At 58.3% G+C, this 15,281-nt stretch carries 20 protein-coding genes; 12 read left to right on the top strand and 8 right to left on the bottom strand.

The features are described from left to right. Positions 1-15: 15 nt before the first annotated feature. Positions 16-1,353, bottom strand: coding sequence for a FliI/YscN family ATPase (locus AC2FFB_RS09740; RefSeq protein WP_496874848.1), 1,338 nt, complete (start codon positions 1,351-1,353; stop codon positions 16-18). A gap of 87 nt (positions 1,354-1,440) precedes the next feature. Between AC2FFB_RS09740 and AC2FFB_RS09735 the strand changes: the two genes are divergently transcribed. Genes AC2FFB_RS09735 through AC2FFB_RS09695 form a run of 9 tightly spaced genes read left to right on the top strand, consistent with a single transcriptional unit; the run spans position 1,441 to position 5,991 of the window. Then, positions 1,441-1,827: a FlgB family protein gene (locus AC2FFB_RS09735; protein WP_496874847.1), complete on the top strand. Its 387-nt coding sequence runs from the start codon at positions 1,441-1,443 to the stop codon at positions 1,825-1,827. Between the two features lie 13 nt (positions 1,828-1,840). Next, positions 1,841-2,227: a flagellar basal body rod protein FlgC gene (flgC, locus tag AC2FFB_RS09730; RefSeq protein ID WP_496729191.1), complete on the top strand. Its 387-nt coding sequence runs from the start codon at positions 1,841-1,843 to the stop codon at positions 2,225-2,227. A gap of 11 nt (positions 2,228-2,238) precedes the next feature. Next, positions 2,239-2,529 carry a flagellar hook-basal body complex protein FliE gene (gene fliE / locus AC2FFB_RS09725; protein ID WP_496874846.1) on the top strand — a complete coding sequence of 97 codons (291 nt, stop codon included), beginning with the start codon at positions 2,239-2,241 and terminating at the stop codon, positions 2,527-2,529. A gap of 3 nt (positions 2,530-2,532) precedes the next feature. Then, entirely contained in the window at positions 2,533-2,805 is a 273-nt protein-coding gene (locus AC2FFB_RS09720; RefSeq protein WP_142638323.1) for a flagellar biosynthetic protein FliQ, read from the top strand. Next, positions 2,805-3,515, top strand: coding sequence for a flagellar hook-basal body complex protein (locus AC2FFB_RS09715; RefSeq protein ID WP_281973568.1), 711 nt, complete (start codon positions 2,805-2,807; stop codon positions 3,513-3,515). The genes AC2FFB_RS09720 and AC2FFB_RS09715 overlap by 1 nt, the downstream gene beginning before the upstream one ends. Before the next feature lie 21 nt (positions 3,516-3,536). Next, positions 3,537-4,322, top strand: a complete 786-nt coding sequence (gene flgG / locus AC2FFB_RS09710; RefSeq protein ID WP_142638319.1) for a flagellar basal-body rod protein FlgG — start codon at positions 3,537-3,539, stop codon at positions 4,320-4,322. After that, positions 4,322-4,738, top strand: coding sequence for a flagellar basal body P-ring formation chaperone FlgA (gene flgA / locus AC2FFB_RS09705; protein ID WP_281995580.1), 417 nt, complete (start codon positions 4,322-4,324; stop codon positions 4,736-4,738). Before flgG ends, flgA begins: the two co-directional genes overlap by 1 nt. After that, positions 4,738-5,469, top strand: coding sequence for a flagellar basal body L-ring protein FlgH (gene flgH / locus AC2FFB_RS09700; protein ID WP_496874845.1), 732 nt, complete (start codon positions 4,738-4,740; stop codon positions 5,467-5,469). The genes flgA and flgH overlap by 1 nt, the downstream gene beginning before the upstream one ends. 12 nt (positions 5,470-5,481) lie before the next feature. Continuing rightward, positions 5,482-5,991, top strand: coding sequence for a flagellar basal body-associated protein FliL (locus AC2FFB_RS09695; protein WP_496874844.1), 510 nt, complete (start codon positions 5,482-5,484; stop codon positions 5,989-5,991). 17 nt (positions 5,992-6,008) lie between these two features. Here AC2FFB_RS09695 and AC2FFB_RS09690 read toward each other — a convergent pair whose 3' ends face one another. The 7 genes from AC2FFB_RS09690 to AC2FFB_RS09660 form a co-directional block, all read right to left on the bottom strand. Further along, positions 6,009-6,395: a hypothetical protein gene (locus tag AC2FFB_RS09690; RefSeq protein WP_281995582.1), complete on the bottom strand. Its 387-nt coding sequence runs from the start codon at positions 6,393-6,395 to the stop codon at positions 6,009-6,011. Then, a complete protein-coding gene (flhB, locus tag AC2FFB_RS09685) occupies positions 6,395-7,480 on the bottom strand; it encodes a flagellar type III secretion system protein FlhB (protein ID WP_496874843.1) in 1,086 nt (361 codons plus the stop codon). Before flhB ends, AC2FFB_RS09690 begins: the two co-directional genes overlap by 1 nt. After that, positions 7,477-8,250 carry a flagellar biosynthetic protein FliR gene (locus AC2FFB_RS09680; RefSeq protein ID WP_496874842.1) on the bottom strand — a complete coding sequence of 258 codons (774 nt, stop codon included), beginning with the start codon at positions 8,248-8,250 and terminating at the stop codon, positions 7,477-7,479. Before AC2FFB_RS09680 ends, flhB begins: the two co-directional genes overlap by 4 nt. Further along, the gene (gene flhA / locus AC2FFB_RS09675; protein WP_496689896.1) at positions 8,247-10,274 is read right to left on the bottom strand and encodes a flagellar biosynthesis protein FlhA; all 2,028 of its coding nucleotides are present in this window, start codon (positions 10,272-10,274) and stop codon (positions 8,247-8,249) included. Before flhA ends, AC2FFB_RS09680 begins: the two co-directional genes overlap by 4 nt. A 69-nt stretch (positions 10,275-10,343) precedes the next feature. Next, a complete protein-coding gene (locus AC2FFB_RS09670; protein ID WP_496689858.1) occupies positions 10,344-11,042 on the bottom strand; it encodes a lytic transglycosylase domain-containing protein in 699 nt (232 codons plus the stop codon). Between the two features lie 73 nt (positions 11,043-11,115). After that, positions 11,116-11,544: an Lrp/AsnC family transcriptional regulator gene (locus AC2FFB_RS09665; RefSeq protein WP_142638301.1), complete on the bottom strand. Its 429-nt coding sequence runs from the start codon at positions 11,542-11,544 to the stop codon at positions 11,116-11,118. Between the two features lie 55 nt (positions 11,545-11,599). After that, positions 11,600-12,919 carry an MFS transporter gene (locus AC2FFB_RS09660; RefSeq protein ID WP_496874841.1) on the bottom strand — a complete coding sequence of 440 codons (1,320 nt, stop codon included), beginning with the start codon at positions 12,917-12,919 and terminating at the stop codon, positions 11,600-11,602. Between the two features lie 161 nt (positions 12,920-13,080). Between AC2FFB_RS09660 and AC2FFB_RS09655 the strand changes: the two genes are divergently transcribed. From AC2FFB_RS09655 to AC2FFB_RS09645, 3 genes are read left to right on the top strand one after another with little or no spacing between them, the layout of a single operon-like run. After that, positions 13,081-13,695: a ribonuclease D gene (locus AC2FFB_RS09655; RefSeq protein ID WP_281995587.1), complete on the top strand. Its 615-nt coding sequence runs from the start codon at positions 13,081-13,083 to the stop codon at positions 13,693-13,695. Beyond that, positions 13,692-14,660 carry a KpsF/GutQ family sugar-phosphate isomerase gene (locus AC2FFB_RS09650; protein WP_281973575.1) on the top strand — a complete coding sequence of 323 codons (969 nt, stop codon included), beginning with the start codon at positions 13,692-13,694 and terminating at the stop codon, positions 14,658-14,660. The genes AC2FFB_RS09655 and AC2FFB_RS09650 overlap by 4 nt, the downstream gene beginning before the upstream one ends. An 11-nt stretch (positions 14,661-14,671) precedes the next feature. Next, positions 14,672-15,271 (top strand): LPS export ABC transporter periplasmic protein LptC, encoded by a 600-nt coding sequence (locus AC2FFB_RS09645; protein ID WP_282022180.1) that lies wholly within the window; start codon positions 14,672-14,674, stop codon positions 15,269-15,271. Positions 15,272-15,281: the final 10 nt, after the last annotated feature.

Raw genomic sequence — 15,281 nt, 5'->3', positions numbered from 1 at the left:
ACTGTCTTGAATTCCTTACTGCGGAAGCGCGGCCCCGGCGCGTCGCAGAATCAGTTGCAGGTGGTTGAAACTGTTGCTGATTCCGTCCGGTTCGGCCTTGCCGAAAAAACCATCAAGCTCATCATGAACCCGGACTGCCTGATCCAATAACGGGTCTGCCCCTTCGGCATAAAGCCCGGCTTTGATCATAACCTCGGATTGCTCGTAACTGCCAACCAGCTTGCGGGTTTCCGAGATCATCCGGTTTTCCGCATCCGAGGCAGCCGCGGGCAGGCTGCGTGAAACCGACCGGCTGAGGTCAATGGCGGGGAAACGGCCGCGCTCGGCGATTTCGCGGCTCAGGACGATATGCCCGTCCAGAACGCCACGCAGAATGTCCGCTATCGGTTCATCCATGTCCGAGCCCGCAACCAGAACGCTGAAAACTGCTGTGATATCACCCTGATCAGCCGTGCCCGGCCCGGTTCGTTCGCAAAGACCAGCGATCAAGGGCGTGACCGAAGGTGGGAACCCGCGCAAAGAGGGGGCCTCACCCATCGCAACGGCGATTTCGCGGTGCGCCTCGGCAAAGCGGGTGACCGAATCGGCCAGAAACAGGACGTTCAGCCCCTGATCCCGCAGGAATTCCGCGACTGAAAGTGCCGACCATGCACAGCGCCTGCGGGCCAGCGCTGACTGATCCGAGGTTGCCGCCACAACCACAGATCGTGCCAACCCCTCGGCCCCAAGCGCATGTTCAACGAACTCATTGACCTCACGACCCCGTTCGCCGACCAGAGCGACCACAACCGCGTCTGCCTGCATCGACCGCGCCAGGGTCGCCAACAGGGTCGACTTGCCGACCCCTGACCCGGCGAACAGGCCGATACGCTGCCCCTGCACCACAGGTAACATGGTGTTCATAATGCTCAGCCCGGTTTCCATCCGTGCGCCCAGCGGTTTGCGGACAACGGCAGGTGGCGGATTTTGCAGGATATCTCTTTCCTGAGTGCCCGACAGCAACGGCTTGCCGTCCAGCGGTTTGCCGAAGGGATCAATGACCCGACCCAGCCAGTGCAGTCCGGGGGAAAATGCCGGTGTCTGATTTAGAATCACCCGATCACCCAAGCAAACCCCATCGGGTGCAGCGGCGGGTAACATGTGGATCAGATCCGATTCGACATGCAGAACTTCACCCGCCAGATCCGGGCCGCTGCGCCGCCGCAGGGTCAGGTTGTCGCCGATGCGGGCAACGTACTCCAACCCCTCTATTTCTATGACGCCGCGCCCAACACTGGCCACGCGGCCCATATGGCGCATGGCAGACAGACGGTCGAATTCGCATTTCAGAAGCATCGGGTCGAGATTGGTCATCGTGGGTTCTCCAACGGGTTTCTGAAAACGGTTTCTAAAGGAATCGGGGTTAAGCCTTGATTGAAATTGATCGAGGGAGAAGCCCCGATGTTCTCTGACCTGAACGTCTTTAAGACAGCGTACGCAATGGCAACCCATGCCGGGCAACGGCAGTCTGTCATTGCGCGAAACATGGCAAATGCGGATACGCCGGGTTATCAGCCCCGCGATATCGAGACCTTTCAGAAAGCTTTCGAAAGTTCCGGGCGTGAGGTTGCGATGACCGCCACGCGGGCCAGGCATCTGAACGGCGCCGCCGCAGCCCAACCCTGGGCCGAGTTCGATGCCGCACCCTCGGGCGATCCCAACGGAAATGGTGTTTCTCTTGAGGAAGAAATGCTCAAAGCGGTCGAGGTCAAGCGTCAACATGACCGCGCGTTGGCGATCTATAAATCCTCGATTGGCATCCTGCGTACCAGCCTTGGTCGCGTGTGAGGAGGGCTGAGAGATGAGCGATTTTTCCAATTCCCTTTCCGCCTCGACCAGCGCCCTGCGCGCGCAGGCGGCCCGTTTGCGGCACGTCTCCGAAAACATCTCGAATGCGGATACGCCGGGATATCGGCGCAAAACCGTGCCGTTTGAAGCGGTCAGCAAAGATGGTGCGCAAATGGTCGAGACCGGGCGCGTTAAGCTTGATCGTCGCGACCTGTCGCGCATCTATGACCCCGGCCATGCGTTGGCCGATGAGACCGGCCATTATCGCGGGTCCAATGTCGATTTGATGATCGAAATCGCTGACGCGCGTGAAGCGCAGCGCAGCTACGAAGCCAATCTCAAGATGTTCGACCAGACACGACAAATGTCGTCGAGCCTTATGGAACTTCTCAGAAAATAAAGGACACCAGAATGGATATCCGATCCCTGACCGCCGCGCAGAGCTATGCCGTAGCGCGGCCCGCTACGCAGCCCGTCCCCGACCTTGCCGGAATGGCACAGGGGTTGCGCTCAACCTTTCAGGACTTTGCCGCAACATTGAAACAGTCCGAGCAGATGTCCGGCGCGGCGATGACCGGCCAGGCCGATCCGCACGCGCTGGTTCAGGCGTTGGCGCAGACCGAACTGGCCGTCGAAACCGCCGTCATCGTGCGCAACAAAGTGGTCGAGGCCTATCAGGAAATCCTGCGGATGCCGGTCTGATCGATGCTCAGCGAAGGTCTCTATTATGACATTGTCCGCCAGGCGCTTTGGGTCGCGGTGATCACATCCGTCCCGATCCTGGCGGTGGCACTGGTCTCGGGTCTGGTTGTGGGTCTGTTCCAGGCGCTGACCTCGGTTCAGGAAATGACGCTGACCTTTGTGCCTAAGCTGATCGCCATTGTGATCGTTTTCTGGATTTCGATGGGGTTCATGACCCAGACGCTGGTGACGTTCTTCACCTCAACCCTCATCCCACTGATCGCCGGAGGCCGCTGATGGATACCTCATATACCACCTTGTCCCGCCAATCGGGGCTGATGAATGAAATGCGGCTGGTGGCGAACAATATCGCCAACGCCAATACCACGGGGTACCGCCAGCAGGGCTTGGTGTTTTCCGAGTTCGTGAAAGCCTCGCCGGGCAATCCGTCCTTGTCCATGGTGCGGGCAGAGGCGCGCAATACCTCGTTGCAACAAGGCGTTCTGACCGAAACCGGCGGGCAATTTGATTTCGCCATCGAAGGCGACGGGTTTTTCATGATCGAAACCCCCAGCGGCAACCGGCTGACACGGGCGGGTGCGTTTTCACCCAGTGCCGAGGGTGATCTGGTTACCATGGATGGGTACCGGGTTCTGGACAGCAACGGCGCCCCTGTTTTCATTCCGCCGGATGCCGCGTCGATTGATGTCGGCAGCGACGGCACGCTCAGTATTGAAGGGCAGGTTCTGGGACAGATCGGCGTCTACCGCGTTGCTGATCCCACGAGCCTGGTGCGCGAAGGCAGCACGCAATTTCGGTCAGATGCAGCGATTGAACCCGTGGAGGAGCCGGTCATTGTGCACCGATTCCTCGAAGGATCGAACGTGAACGCGATCGAACAGGTCACCCGGATGATCGAAATCCAGCGCGCCTATGAGTTGGGGCAGAGCTTTCTTGAAACCGAAGACGAACGTGTGCGTGGGGCGCTAAAGGCGCTGATGCGCTGATTTGATAACGGAGGAATTGATATGCGGGCACTGAAAATCGCAGCGACAGGCATGACCGCTCAGCAGATGCGGGTTGAGACGATCTCGAACAACCTGGCGAATATGAATACCACAGGCTACAACGCGCGCCGCGCTGAGTTTGCAGACCTGCACTATCAACAAATGGCGCGCGCGGGGACGGTGAATGCCAATGACGGCACCGTCTTGCCCACAGGTATACAACTGGGTCTGGGGGTGCGCCCGGCTGCGGTCACCGTGCAACTGGCACAGGGTGCGTTGGCGGCCACTGGCAGCGATTTGGATGTCGCAATCGAAGGGCGCGGCTATCTTGAGGTGACGTTGCCCAGCGGTCAGTCTGGCTTTACCCGTGACGGCAGCCTGAAACGCTCGGCCGAAGGGTTGATCGTCACTTCAGATGGCTTCGCTGTCGCGCCAGAGATCACAATCCCAGACGATGCAAGGTCGATCTCGATCAATGCATCGGGTGAGGTCTACGCCTATTTCGATGATACGGCCGAAGGACAGTTGCTCGGTGAATTCACCCTGGCCAGTTTTTCCAATGCCAAGGGGCTGGAGGCGATCGGCAGCAACCTGTTCAAAGAAACCGAAGCCTCGGGCGCGCCTGTTATCGGCACTCCGGGCGAGGGTGGGATGGGCACATTGCGTCAGGGATATCTCGAGGACAGCTCGGTAGATGCCGTGCGCGAAGTCACCGAACTGATCGAAGCCCAGCGAGGGTATGAGATGAACGCCAAGGTCATCTCGGCCGTCGATCAGATGATGGGCGCAACAACGCAGGTGCGGTGATGCGCGCCCTATTCATAGCACTGGTGACGATCAGCCCGCTTTGTGCCTTGGCTGAGATCGTGGTGCCGATCCGGACCATACGCGCCAAAGAGGTGATCTCGGCCGCCGATCTTGAGATCAAAGATCAGGTTGTCCTCGGAGCGGTTACAAACCCTGATGATTTGATCGGTCAGGAAGCACGCGTCGCGCTTTACCCCGGACGCCCGGTTCGCGCAGCAGATGTCGGGCCGCCCGCGCTGGTGGACCGCAATGATCTGGTGGTTCTGGTCTTTGACCGTCGTCCCCTTTCGATCAAGGCCGAAGGCCGTGCCCTGGGGCGCGGGGCTGTCGGCGACCGAATTCGGGTCATGAATCTGTCGTCACGTACAACTGTTGTTGGCTTTATCCGGCCTAACGGTCAAATCGAGGTAAAATGATGTTCGGAAAACTAAAACTGTTGATGATGGCATGTCTGGCTCTGACCGCCTGTGGTCGACTGGATCATTTGGGAAAACCGCCAAGTTTCACACCCGCGGACGAATCTGCTGAACATGTCGCCATGCTGTGGCCGGGTTTACCGTTGCACACGCAGCCGCAACGCAATGTGGATCGGTCATCGCTGTGGAGCGGGGGGCAGCAATCGCTTTTGGGTGATCAGCGCGCGATCAAAAAGGGCGATATCCTGACAGTTGTGATCGAGCTGGACGAGAAAGCCGAGATTTCCAACGATACGAACCGCTCGCGCAGCGGGTCCGAAAGCCTTGAGGTTCCAGAGCTGTTCGGCCTGCCGCAGCGCGCATTGGAACGGCTGCCCGATGGGGCGACGCTGGACGAAGCTGTCGGGATCGACTCATCCTCGGTCAGTAAAGGCAAGGGCTCGGTCAAGCGTAAGGAAAAGCTGACACTCAGAGTCGCCGCGACCGTCATCGACGCCTTGCCGAATGGTGTGTTGGCCATATCGGGCTCGCAGGAGCTGCGCGTGAATTTCGAACTCCGAGAGCTATTGGTCACGGGATATGTGAGGCCACAGGATATCTCGCGGAAAAATGAAATCACCTATGACAAGATTGCTTCGGCGCGCGTGTCTTATGGTGGCCGCGGTCAGATCATGGATGTGCAGCAGCCCCGTTACGGCCAGCAGGTCCTCGATACAGTTTTGCCGTTCTGAGGTCGTATAACAATGAAAAAGCTACTTCCTATATTGTTTCTGCTTGTTGGCCTGGGCGGTGGAATTGGTGCGGGAATTGCCATGTCTCCTTCTGGAAAAACCAAAGATGGTGACATGGATAAATCCGCTGCCGCCGAACCCAAGAAAGCCAAGGAGAAGACCACTAAGACCAAGTCGGACAAAAAGGATACGGCCAGCAAGTATGAATATCTGAAGATGACGAAACAGTTTGTGATCCCGGTCGTGAAGTCCGACCGGATTGCCGCGTTGGTCACAATGTCGCTGAGCCTGGAAACCAAACCCGGCGTTGCTGAAACGATTTATGAGTTTGAGCCAAAGTTGAGAGATGGGTTTCTGCAGGTACTGTTCGATCACGCAAATACCGGTGGTTTCAACGGAAACTTTACGGAATCCGACAATCTGGATTTGGTCCGAAAGGCTTTGCTGCAGGTCGCCAAGAAGGATTTGGGTGATGACGTGCTGCAAGTCCTGATCATGAGTGTTAACCGTCAGGATACTTGAAGCCTGTTTCGGCCCGCTTATTGCCGCGATCGCTTTTTCATAAGCATGTCTCGGCGGGCCTTTTGTTGTTCTTCAATCAGCTTTCCTAGGGCCTGTTTGCGTCCGAACGCTTTCCGCAAGGCTTGCATCTTGGTTAGCTTTTGCGCTCGGACGCGCGCAAGGTCTGTATTGAGTTTTCGTCGGGTTGCCTCTTCCCATCCACGCCACAGAACATCAGTGCCGGTGACCTGATATCCATCAGCTTGGCCGCTGTTTTGACGGGTCTGCTGAAGCTGTGCGTCCAATCGGCTCAGTTTTTGCAAAATCTCGGCCTCGGCTTCGATATATGGGCGCAAGGTCTGTTGCTCTTTTTGGAAGGCCGCGTCGGATAAACGCTTCAGATCGGCAAGTCCGGTAAACCGCATCAAATTCTGTCCTTCGCGCGTTTGCGCATGGCTTCGGCAAAGCGGATGGCGGCTGCGACAGGGCGATAGTGTTCCGGGGCGATCTCATGCCCGATTTCGACGGTCGCATGGAGAGCCCGTGCGGTGGGGGGATCCGAGTGTATCGGAACCCCGGCCTCGGCCGCAGAGGCGCGGATGGCGGCCGCAATCTGGTCGACACCTTTCGCCACGCATGTCGGTGCGGAGCCGGCCGTCCGCTGCCATTTGAGAGCCACCGCATAATGGGTCGGGTTCACGATGACTACATCCGCAGTTGGGACATCCGCCATCATCTGATTTGCCGCAATTTCCTGCGCGCGCTGGCGGCGCTGTTGTTTGACATGCGGGTCGCCTTCGGCGTCTTTGGTCTCGTCCTGAATTTCTTTGCGGGACATCCGGTTTTTGCGCATATGTTCGGAGTATTGCCACATATAGTCGACGACTCCGATGGCCAGTGCGATGGTGACGACGATGAAGAGGAACCGGAATAAAAGATTCATCATCAAGACGATCGACGATTGCGGCGGCGCAGCGCTGGCGGTCAGAATCTCGGGCAGGTTGGCGCGCAGAAACATTAACAGGCAGACGCAGTAAATCAGCAGCTTCGCAAAGCTTTTGGCAAATTCGAACAGACCGCCGCGCCCGAATTTGTTCTTGGCGTTGGAGAGGATCGAAATTCGAGACAGCTTGGGATGCGGCTTGCTGGGGGCAAAAACCAGGGCCTTTTGGGCGATCAGGCTTAGCAAAACCGCAGTGGCGGGAAGAACAAATATCGTTGCCATTGAGATTGCGGCCTTGCCCAGCATCCCACCCACCAGGCCGTCGGCCGGGCCAGCCGTCAACATGGTGCTGATCTTATCGGATTGGTCGATCAGGACGACAAACAAGGTGCCCAGATGCAGAACGCCCATCTGGCCTGCGAAAAGCAAACCGATCAGCAGCCCGACATATGCCGCGACAACTGACAGGTCGTTTGACCTGGCGACCTCACCCTTTTCCCGTGCCTTCAGAAGCTTTTGCGGCGTCGGGTCATATGACTTGTCGCTGTCGTCGTCCTGTCCGCTCATCTCGGATCTTTCAGCGGGTTCTGCATGAAATCAAACAGGGCATCGGACCAGACCGACAGGATCAGAGGCGCGCCGGCGAAAAGTAGGAACAGCCCCGCAAATGTGATGGCCGGGGCGCCGACAAATGCCACCATCAGCTGTGGCATGGCGCGGTTGATGACACCAAGCGCAAGGTTGTAGATCAGCGAGGCAATCACAAACGGCATCGCCAGTGCGAATGCCAGGCTGAAACTGTACGAGACCCGTTCCACGCCCCATTGCGACAAATCCGGCGCCGCAGGTGTGGTTCCGGTGGGAAACAGATCGTAGCTGTGGATCAAGAACTCTGCCAAACGGATGTGAAGGCCAAGTAGTACAGCAAGGGCCAACCCGGCCAGCGTCAGCAGATAACCCATGGCCGGAACTGGATCGGCGGCGGCCCCACCCAGAATTTGCGAGAGTGACGTCGCCTGTGCCGCAATGGATCCTGCCGTTTGCAGGGTCAGAACAAAGATGCGCAGCGCCATCCCCAACGCCATTCCGACAAAAACTTCGGTTCCGATCCGCTGGACCATGGACAGGAATTCGGGATCGAATTCCTTTGTCGGCACTGCTGGCGCCACGATCAACGTAAAGGCAACGGCAGTGCCAAGTTTGACACGGGTGGGGATGCTGCGTTCTCCGAATGCAGGCATCAAGGATACCATTGCCGAAACGCGCAGGAAAACACCAAAGAAATGCCAGGCCCCAGAGCCCAGGTGCGGCAAGAGTTCGGGTGGGAGGGCGATCATGCGGGTACCGTGCCTACAAGTGCGGGCCGCGCCTCGAGCCCGATTTCCTCAAATGACAGGACCGGATTGGACACGCCGCGCGCATGCATGATCGTACGCAGCAGCCTGCGGCGCCGGGTCGAGGTCACGACGGCGGGAAAGATGCCATGGTCAGCAGAATGTGAGACACTGTTCACCACGCCATCTGCAAGCTTGTTGAACAGGTTCGGTGGCAGGGCGACATCCAGCCCTGCATTGGGTGCATCGACCTGATAGGTGGCAAATGTGTCTTCCCATTCCGGTGCAAGCTGGATCAGCGGGATCGACCCGTCTTCGCGTTTCATGTCAGCCACAAGCTGGAACCCAAGTCGCTGCCGCACCAGTTCGCAAATCCCCTCGGGTTGCGTGGTGGTCAGGCGCGCCTCGGCGATGCTTTCGAGGATAAGCGCCAGATTGCGGATCGAAACCCGTTCGTCCAGCAACAGGCGCAGGACGGCGTGAAGTGTGTCGATTGGAACTTTGTCGGGGATCAGCTCGTCCAGCATTTTCCGGTTTGCCTCGGCGCGAACCGGGTCGCTGAGCCGGGTCATCTCGGACAGCAGCTTGCGTAGCGCCTTCAGCGTCAACAGACGCGAGAAGTTCTGTTTGATGATTTCCAGCAGATGCGTGGCCAGTATTTCCGGGGGCGAGACAATCGTAGCGCCGCTCATGGCTGCGGCCTCTTGATCCTTGGGCAGGATCCAACGTGCAGGCGCACCATAGACGGGTTCGGTGACATCCCTGCCCTCGGGTAAAAGATCGTGCCCGTCCTGAACCAGCGCCAGAATCAGATCGGGGTTCAGGGCACCACGGGCCTGTTCCACCCCATGTACCTTGATGACATATGTTCCCATCGGCAGCTCGGCCCGGTCGGTCAGACGGATATCGGGCAGGATCAATCCAAAGGTCGAGGCGACATAGGTCCGCATATTCGCAATGCGTGCATCCAGTCCGGTGCCCTGGTTCAGGACCATGCTGACCAGATCCGGTGCGAATTCCAGGTGAACATCATCGAGGTCGAGAATATCGCCAATCGCTTGTGATACCGCTTCGTCTGCCTCGGTCGACGCGGTTTGTGCCTGAGTTTCTCGCTGGTGCTGTTTTCGGTGCACCGCATAGGCGGCGTAGCCCAAAACGCAGGCCCCCAGAATAAAGGGCAGAAACGGCAAGCCCGGAACCAGGGCGAACAGCACCATCAGACCGGCAACAGTGCCAAGGGCGGCCGGGTGGCGCCCCAGTTGCGAGAGGATGGCGGTGTCAGTTGCGCCCTGCGTGCCGCCACGTGCCAAAAGCAAAGCGGAGGCGATCGAGATGATCACGGCCGGTATTTGCGAGACCAGACCATCGCCCACCGTCAGGATAGCGTAGGTTTCGAACGCCGATGACACCGGCATCCCGTGCACGATCACGCCCATGACAAGCCCCATGACCAGATTCAGCAGGGTGATCAAAAGCCCGGCAACTGCGTCGCCTTTGACGAATTTCGACGCCCCGTCGAGCGAGCCGAAAAAGGTGGTTTCCTGTTGTTCCCGTTCGCGCCGCTCCTTGGCCTCTTGATGGTCGATGGCGCCAGCGGACATATCACTGTCGATGGCCAGCTGTTTCCCGGGCATCCCATCCAGGGCAAATCGCGCACCAACTTCGGCCATGCGGGCCGCGCCTTTGTTGATGACCATAAAGTTCACGATCAACAGGACGCCGAACACGACAAGGCCCAGGAATATGCTGCCGCCCATGACGAAGCTTGCGAATCCCTCGATCACATCGCCGGCGGCATTGGGGCCGGTATGCCCCTGACCGATAATCAGCTTGGTCGATGAGACGTTCAACGACAGCCGGAGCATCAAAGACCCCAGAAGGATGGTCGGGAAGGAAGAGAAATCCAGCGGCCGTTCGATGAACAGGGTCAGCGTGAAAATCAGGATCGCCAGGGCGAAGGACGTGGCCAGTCCGACATCCAGAACCCAGGACGGCATGGGCAGGATCATCATCACGATGACGGTCATCAACGCAAGCGCCAGCAAAACAGTCGGAGAAAACAGGGAGCGGACGTCAAGTCTGGGCACGTAATTCTCCTAGTTGAAGGCGATGAAGGCTGTTTGGGTGTCCGCGGCTGGCATCAAAGAGCCCATCGCACCCGTCGGAAACTGGGTGATTTGCACCGGGAACAGCGGTGCGGCGGGTTGTGTGAAGGGATCACGCGACATGCGGGCAGTTTGCACCGCCGTGCCCGGGTCAAGCTGAGCATGAACAATCTGGTAGCGGCTGGAATAGGTCTTGGCCAAAGCCGGGGTTCGCGAGTGATAGGCCCCCGCCGCTGCCGGCCACGACCCAAGTTCGGAATATAGCTGTTTCAGAAACCGGGCCGCGTAGCTGGCGTTAGTCTCGGGGTCGAACATGGCATCGATCGACTGAAAGGCCTGCCCGTGCCAGCGATAGTTGATTTGAAAGCACCCGATATCAAAGCTGCGCTTTCCGGCTTGGAAAATATCCGCGACATAAGCTTTAGCCTCCTGCTCAGATCGGAACCAATGGCCGCGCCCTTCGACATTGATTGCCCATGGCCAAGGCTCAAGTCGGCCTTTGATCGCGCGGCCAGTTTCAACCCGCGTTATGGCGCGCAAAACATCAAGCGGTATGTCTTGGGCGAGGGCCGCGCGGCGGGCGGCCTGATCACATGTCTGAGACATCCGGGCCTCCGCGCCCGCAAAGCTCTGACGCGCTGCCAGAAGCAACGCAACACATGCTATGACAATGAATAGGCGATTTGGCATTTTGCCGGTCCGGGATTCTGATCAATCCGGGCCACGCTAGCCTTGCCTTGGTTTACAGAGGGTTATCAGTCAATCAGATTCGATCAATCCGCCGGCCAAAAACAACGCTCGTATTGGTGCGCAGAACACCGGGGATTCGTGCCAGATCATCAACGAGAATATCCAGATCCTCGATCCTTGGCGCGTCAGCGGTCAACAGCAGGTCAAAGTCACCGTTGATCGAAAGACAGAGTTTAACCTCGGGATAGGCCTCGAGCCGCTTGATGATACGGGTGGTTTCCTTCTGTTGGACCTCGAGCAGAACGACAACCTGGACGCGGGGGGCATCTTCGGGGCTGTTCAGGATCACGGAATAGCCGGCAATGATGCCGCGTTCTTCCATCCGGCTGATGCGTTCATGCACGGTTGTCCGGGCAACGCCCAGTTTTGCCGCGATTTTTGTGGTCGACTCGCGGGCATTATGTTGCAGGACTGAGATGATGCGGCGGTCAAGCTGATCCATTGGCGCTCCGGTGCGGGTCTGGTTTTTCCGGTTTAGGGCAAAACGACAGCAGGGCTCAAGGCTCACGCGGGATACGGGGGTGCAGGTCGTCTATTATGACGGGGTGAGCATGCGGTGGCGGGCCGGCCATGTGCGGGTGATCACGCGGCAGGTCAGGATGGTCGTGGATCACCGAATGCAGATCAGAACGCGGCCAAAGGGTGACCGCACCGATAATACCCAGAAAGGAAATCGCCGCCATAAAGCTCAGGGCGGTTGGGGCTCCAAACAGGGTCATCAGCCCGCCTGCCAGAGGATACAGCACCAGCCAACAGCAATGAGACAGCGTGAATTGGGCCGCAAAGACGGCGGGGCGGTCTTCGGGATGGGCCGAGCGGGTCAGCAGGCGGCCAGACGGAGTCAGCGTGGTGGAATAGCCAAAGCCAGCTAGGGCCCACAAAACGATCAACAGACCCAAAGACAGCGGGGTTGTCGCAAATATCGCGGCGGCCCCGGCCATGGTGGTGCAGCACAGAAGGGCGCCGGCCAACATGACCTTTCGATCCTCGATCCGGTCCAGCATCCGGGGCAGGATAAAAGCGGCAAGCATAGAGCCGCCACCAAAACCGGCCAGCGCAGCGGCAACGGCGCTTTCGGACAGCCCCAGATCTGATCGCACGATGACCACAGTGTTGACGATCACCATTGAGCTGAGTGCCGCCGCGCTCCAACTCAGGGCAAGAAGGCCCCGCAGCCGGGGTGTGTTCGAATAGATGCGTATGCCACGTGTTGTCCGTTCGTATATCCCACGCGGTTTGCTTGGTTTGGGTGATGGCAAAGCCACCGACACCACCAGCAGCGCCGAAGCGACAAATCCCAGGGCGGTGCCCCAGAAAAGGCTGTTGAAGCTGACCAACAATAACAGGGCTACGGCGAATACGGGGCTTAGCAGGCTCTCCAGATCATATGCCATCCGCGATAGGGACAGGGCGCGGGTGTATTCGCGCTCATCTGTCAGTACATCGGGGATTGTAGCCTGAAATGCAGGGGTAAATCCGGCCGAGGCGGATTGCAGCACGAAAATCAGGACATAGACCTGCCAGACCTCGGTCACAAAAGGCAGACACAGCGCGACAGCCGCACGGATCAGGTCAAGCACCACCAACATCTTGCGCCGGTCCAGCCGCTCGGCAAACGCGGCTGCCAATGGCGCAACCGTGACATAGGCCACCATTTTGATGGTCATCGCGGTGCCCAACACCAGCCCGGCCGCATCCCCTGCAAGTTCAAAGGCCAACAGACCCAGCGCGACCGTGGCCAGCCCAGTGCCCGTCAGGGCTACGATCTGCGCGGCCAACAGGTGGCGATAGGTCCGGTTTCTAAGAACGCTTAACATTGATTGATATCTGCCGCAGTCTAAAGGCTCTGTCACCCCAAACCTTCGTTTAGGTCTTGACCAACTGCGACAGCGGCAACCGGCTGGCGTACAGGGATGGCGTTGAGTTTAGGGAATAAAGCGCCTATCTCGGTGGCGATACCGCGCAAAGGATTACTCGGGTGGCTAACTATTTGTACAAAAACGACCTGCCGGACGGGTTGGATATGGGGCCGGTGGTGGCCATTGACTGTGAAACCATGGGTCTTAACCCGCATCGCGATCGCCTCTGCGTGATCCAGATGTCGGGCGGCGATGGCAATTCGCATATCGTTCAGGTCGAAAAGGGCCAGACCGAGGCACCGAACTTGCGTGCCATGCTGGAAAACCCGGATGTGCTGAAACTGTTCCATTTTGGCCGTTTCGACATTGCTGCGATGTATCATGCCTTTGGTGCGTTAGCCGCGCCAGTCTATTGCACCAAGATCGCCAGCCGTCTGGTGCGCACCTATACCGACCGGCACGGGCTGAAAAACCTGTGCAACGAGTTGATCGGCGTCGATATCTCGAAACAGCAGCAGATGAGCGATTGGGGCGCCGAAACGTTGAGCGAGGCGCAGCTGGACTATGCCGCCTCGGATGTTCTGTATCTGCACCGCCTGCGGGAGGAGTTGAACAAGCGCCTGGCGCGAGAGGGCCGGACCGAGATGGCGCAGGCCTGTTTTGACTTCTTGCCGATGCGTGCGAAACTCGATCTCGCCGGTTGGCCAGAAACGGATATTTTTGCGCACTCATGACTGATACCGAAGCATTTCTGAGAACCGCCCGTCAGGTGGTGACAGACGAGGCCCGCGCGCTGGAGGTACTGGCCGACGGTCTGGATGAACATTTTGCCCAAGCGGTTCAGCTGATTTTGCAGGCCTCGGGCCGCATCATCATCAGCGGCATCGGCAAGTCGGGTCATATCGGGCACAAGATCGCGGCCACGCTGGCCAGCACCGGTACACCGGCCTATTTCGTGCACCCGGCCGAGGCCAGCCATGGCGATCTGGGCATGGTTTCAAAAGGCGATGTGGTTCTGGCCATCTCGAATTCGGGCGAAGCGCCAGAGCTTGCCAACCTGCTGGCTTTTACCCGCCGCTTTGGCATTCCACTGATTGGCCTGTCCAGCAAGCCGGAAAGCACGCTGATGAAACAGGCAGACGTGCATCTTTTGATCCCGTCACTGGGCGAGGCCTGCGGCTATGGCATGGTGCCTTCGATCTCCACGACGTTGACTTTGGCCATGGGCGACGCGCTGGCGATAGCGTTGATGAAGTATCGCAACTTCAAACCCGAAGATTTCCGCGCCTTTCATCCCGGTGGCAAACTAGGTGCACAGCTGAGCACGGTGCAGGATCTGATGCACAAGGGCGATGCGTTGCCGCTGGTTTCGGTCGGAACACCCATGAGCGATGCGCTGATCGAGATCAGCCGCAAGGGCTTTGGCGTTGCCGGGGTTACCGATCCGCAAGGTCAGGTGGTGGGCATCATCACCGATGGCGACCTGCGGCGTCATATGGAGGGCTTGCTGGGCAAAACGGCCGAGCAGGTGATGACGCAGAACCCAACAACCATCCCGCCCGGCGCGTTGGCCGAAGAGGCGGTGGCCATCATGAATGACCGCAAGATCACCTCTTTGTTTGTGGTCGAAGAGGGCAGTGATCGCCAGGCCCTGGGCGTGCTACATATCCACGATTGCCTGCGCGTTGGTTTGGGGTAGAGGGGCGTTCGATGGACGGACATTCCCGGATGGTGCAATTTCTGAAGGTGTTGCTGCCTTTGGCAGCCATTGTGCTGCTGTCGACGGTTTTCCTGCTGTCACGCAGCATCGAAACCAGCGTGTCCGTTCCGTTTACCCAAAAAGACATAGATGAACGTCTGGCCGACCAAGTGGTGACCCAACCCCATTATCTTGGAACAACCAGAAAAGGCGAGGAAGTTCAAATTCAGGCGGCCCAAGCGACCCAGGGGCGCGAAGGGTCATTGCCCACGACTGCCGATTTTAGAGGGCGGTTGGGATTGTTGAATGGCGGCGTCATAACGATGGATTCAAATTCCGGTATGATCCGCCCGGACAAGAATTCCGCAACGTTTGTTGGGGACGTCCTGATAACGACGACAGACGGAATTCAGGTCAGGACTGATCTTCTGAATACCTCTCTGGATGAAATCCGCGGCGACACTCCGGGTCAGGTCGATGGCACCGGCATCATCGGAGATTTTTCCGCGGGACGGATGACATTTGGAACCGAAAAAAAGGATGGGCCGGTCCATATTCTTTTTACAGATGGTGTTAAGCTGGTATACGAGCCTGAAAAAACAGAAAGATAAGCCGTGATTG

This window comes from Ruegeria sp. YTSA219, from assembly GCF_059609985.1.
The sequence above is the reverse complement of the archived record's forward strand: the minus strand, read 5'-3'. Positions and strand labels throughout refer to the sequence as shown.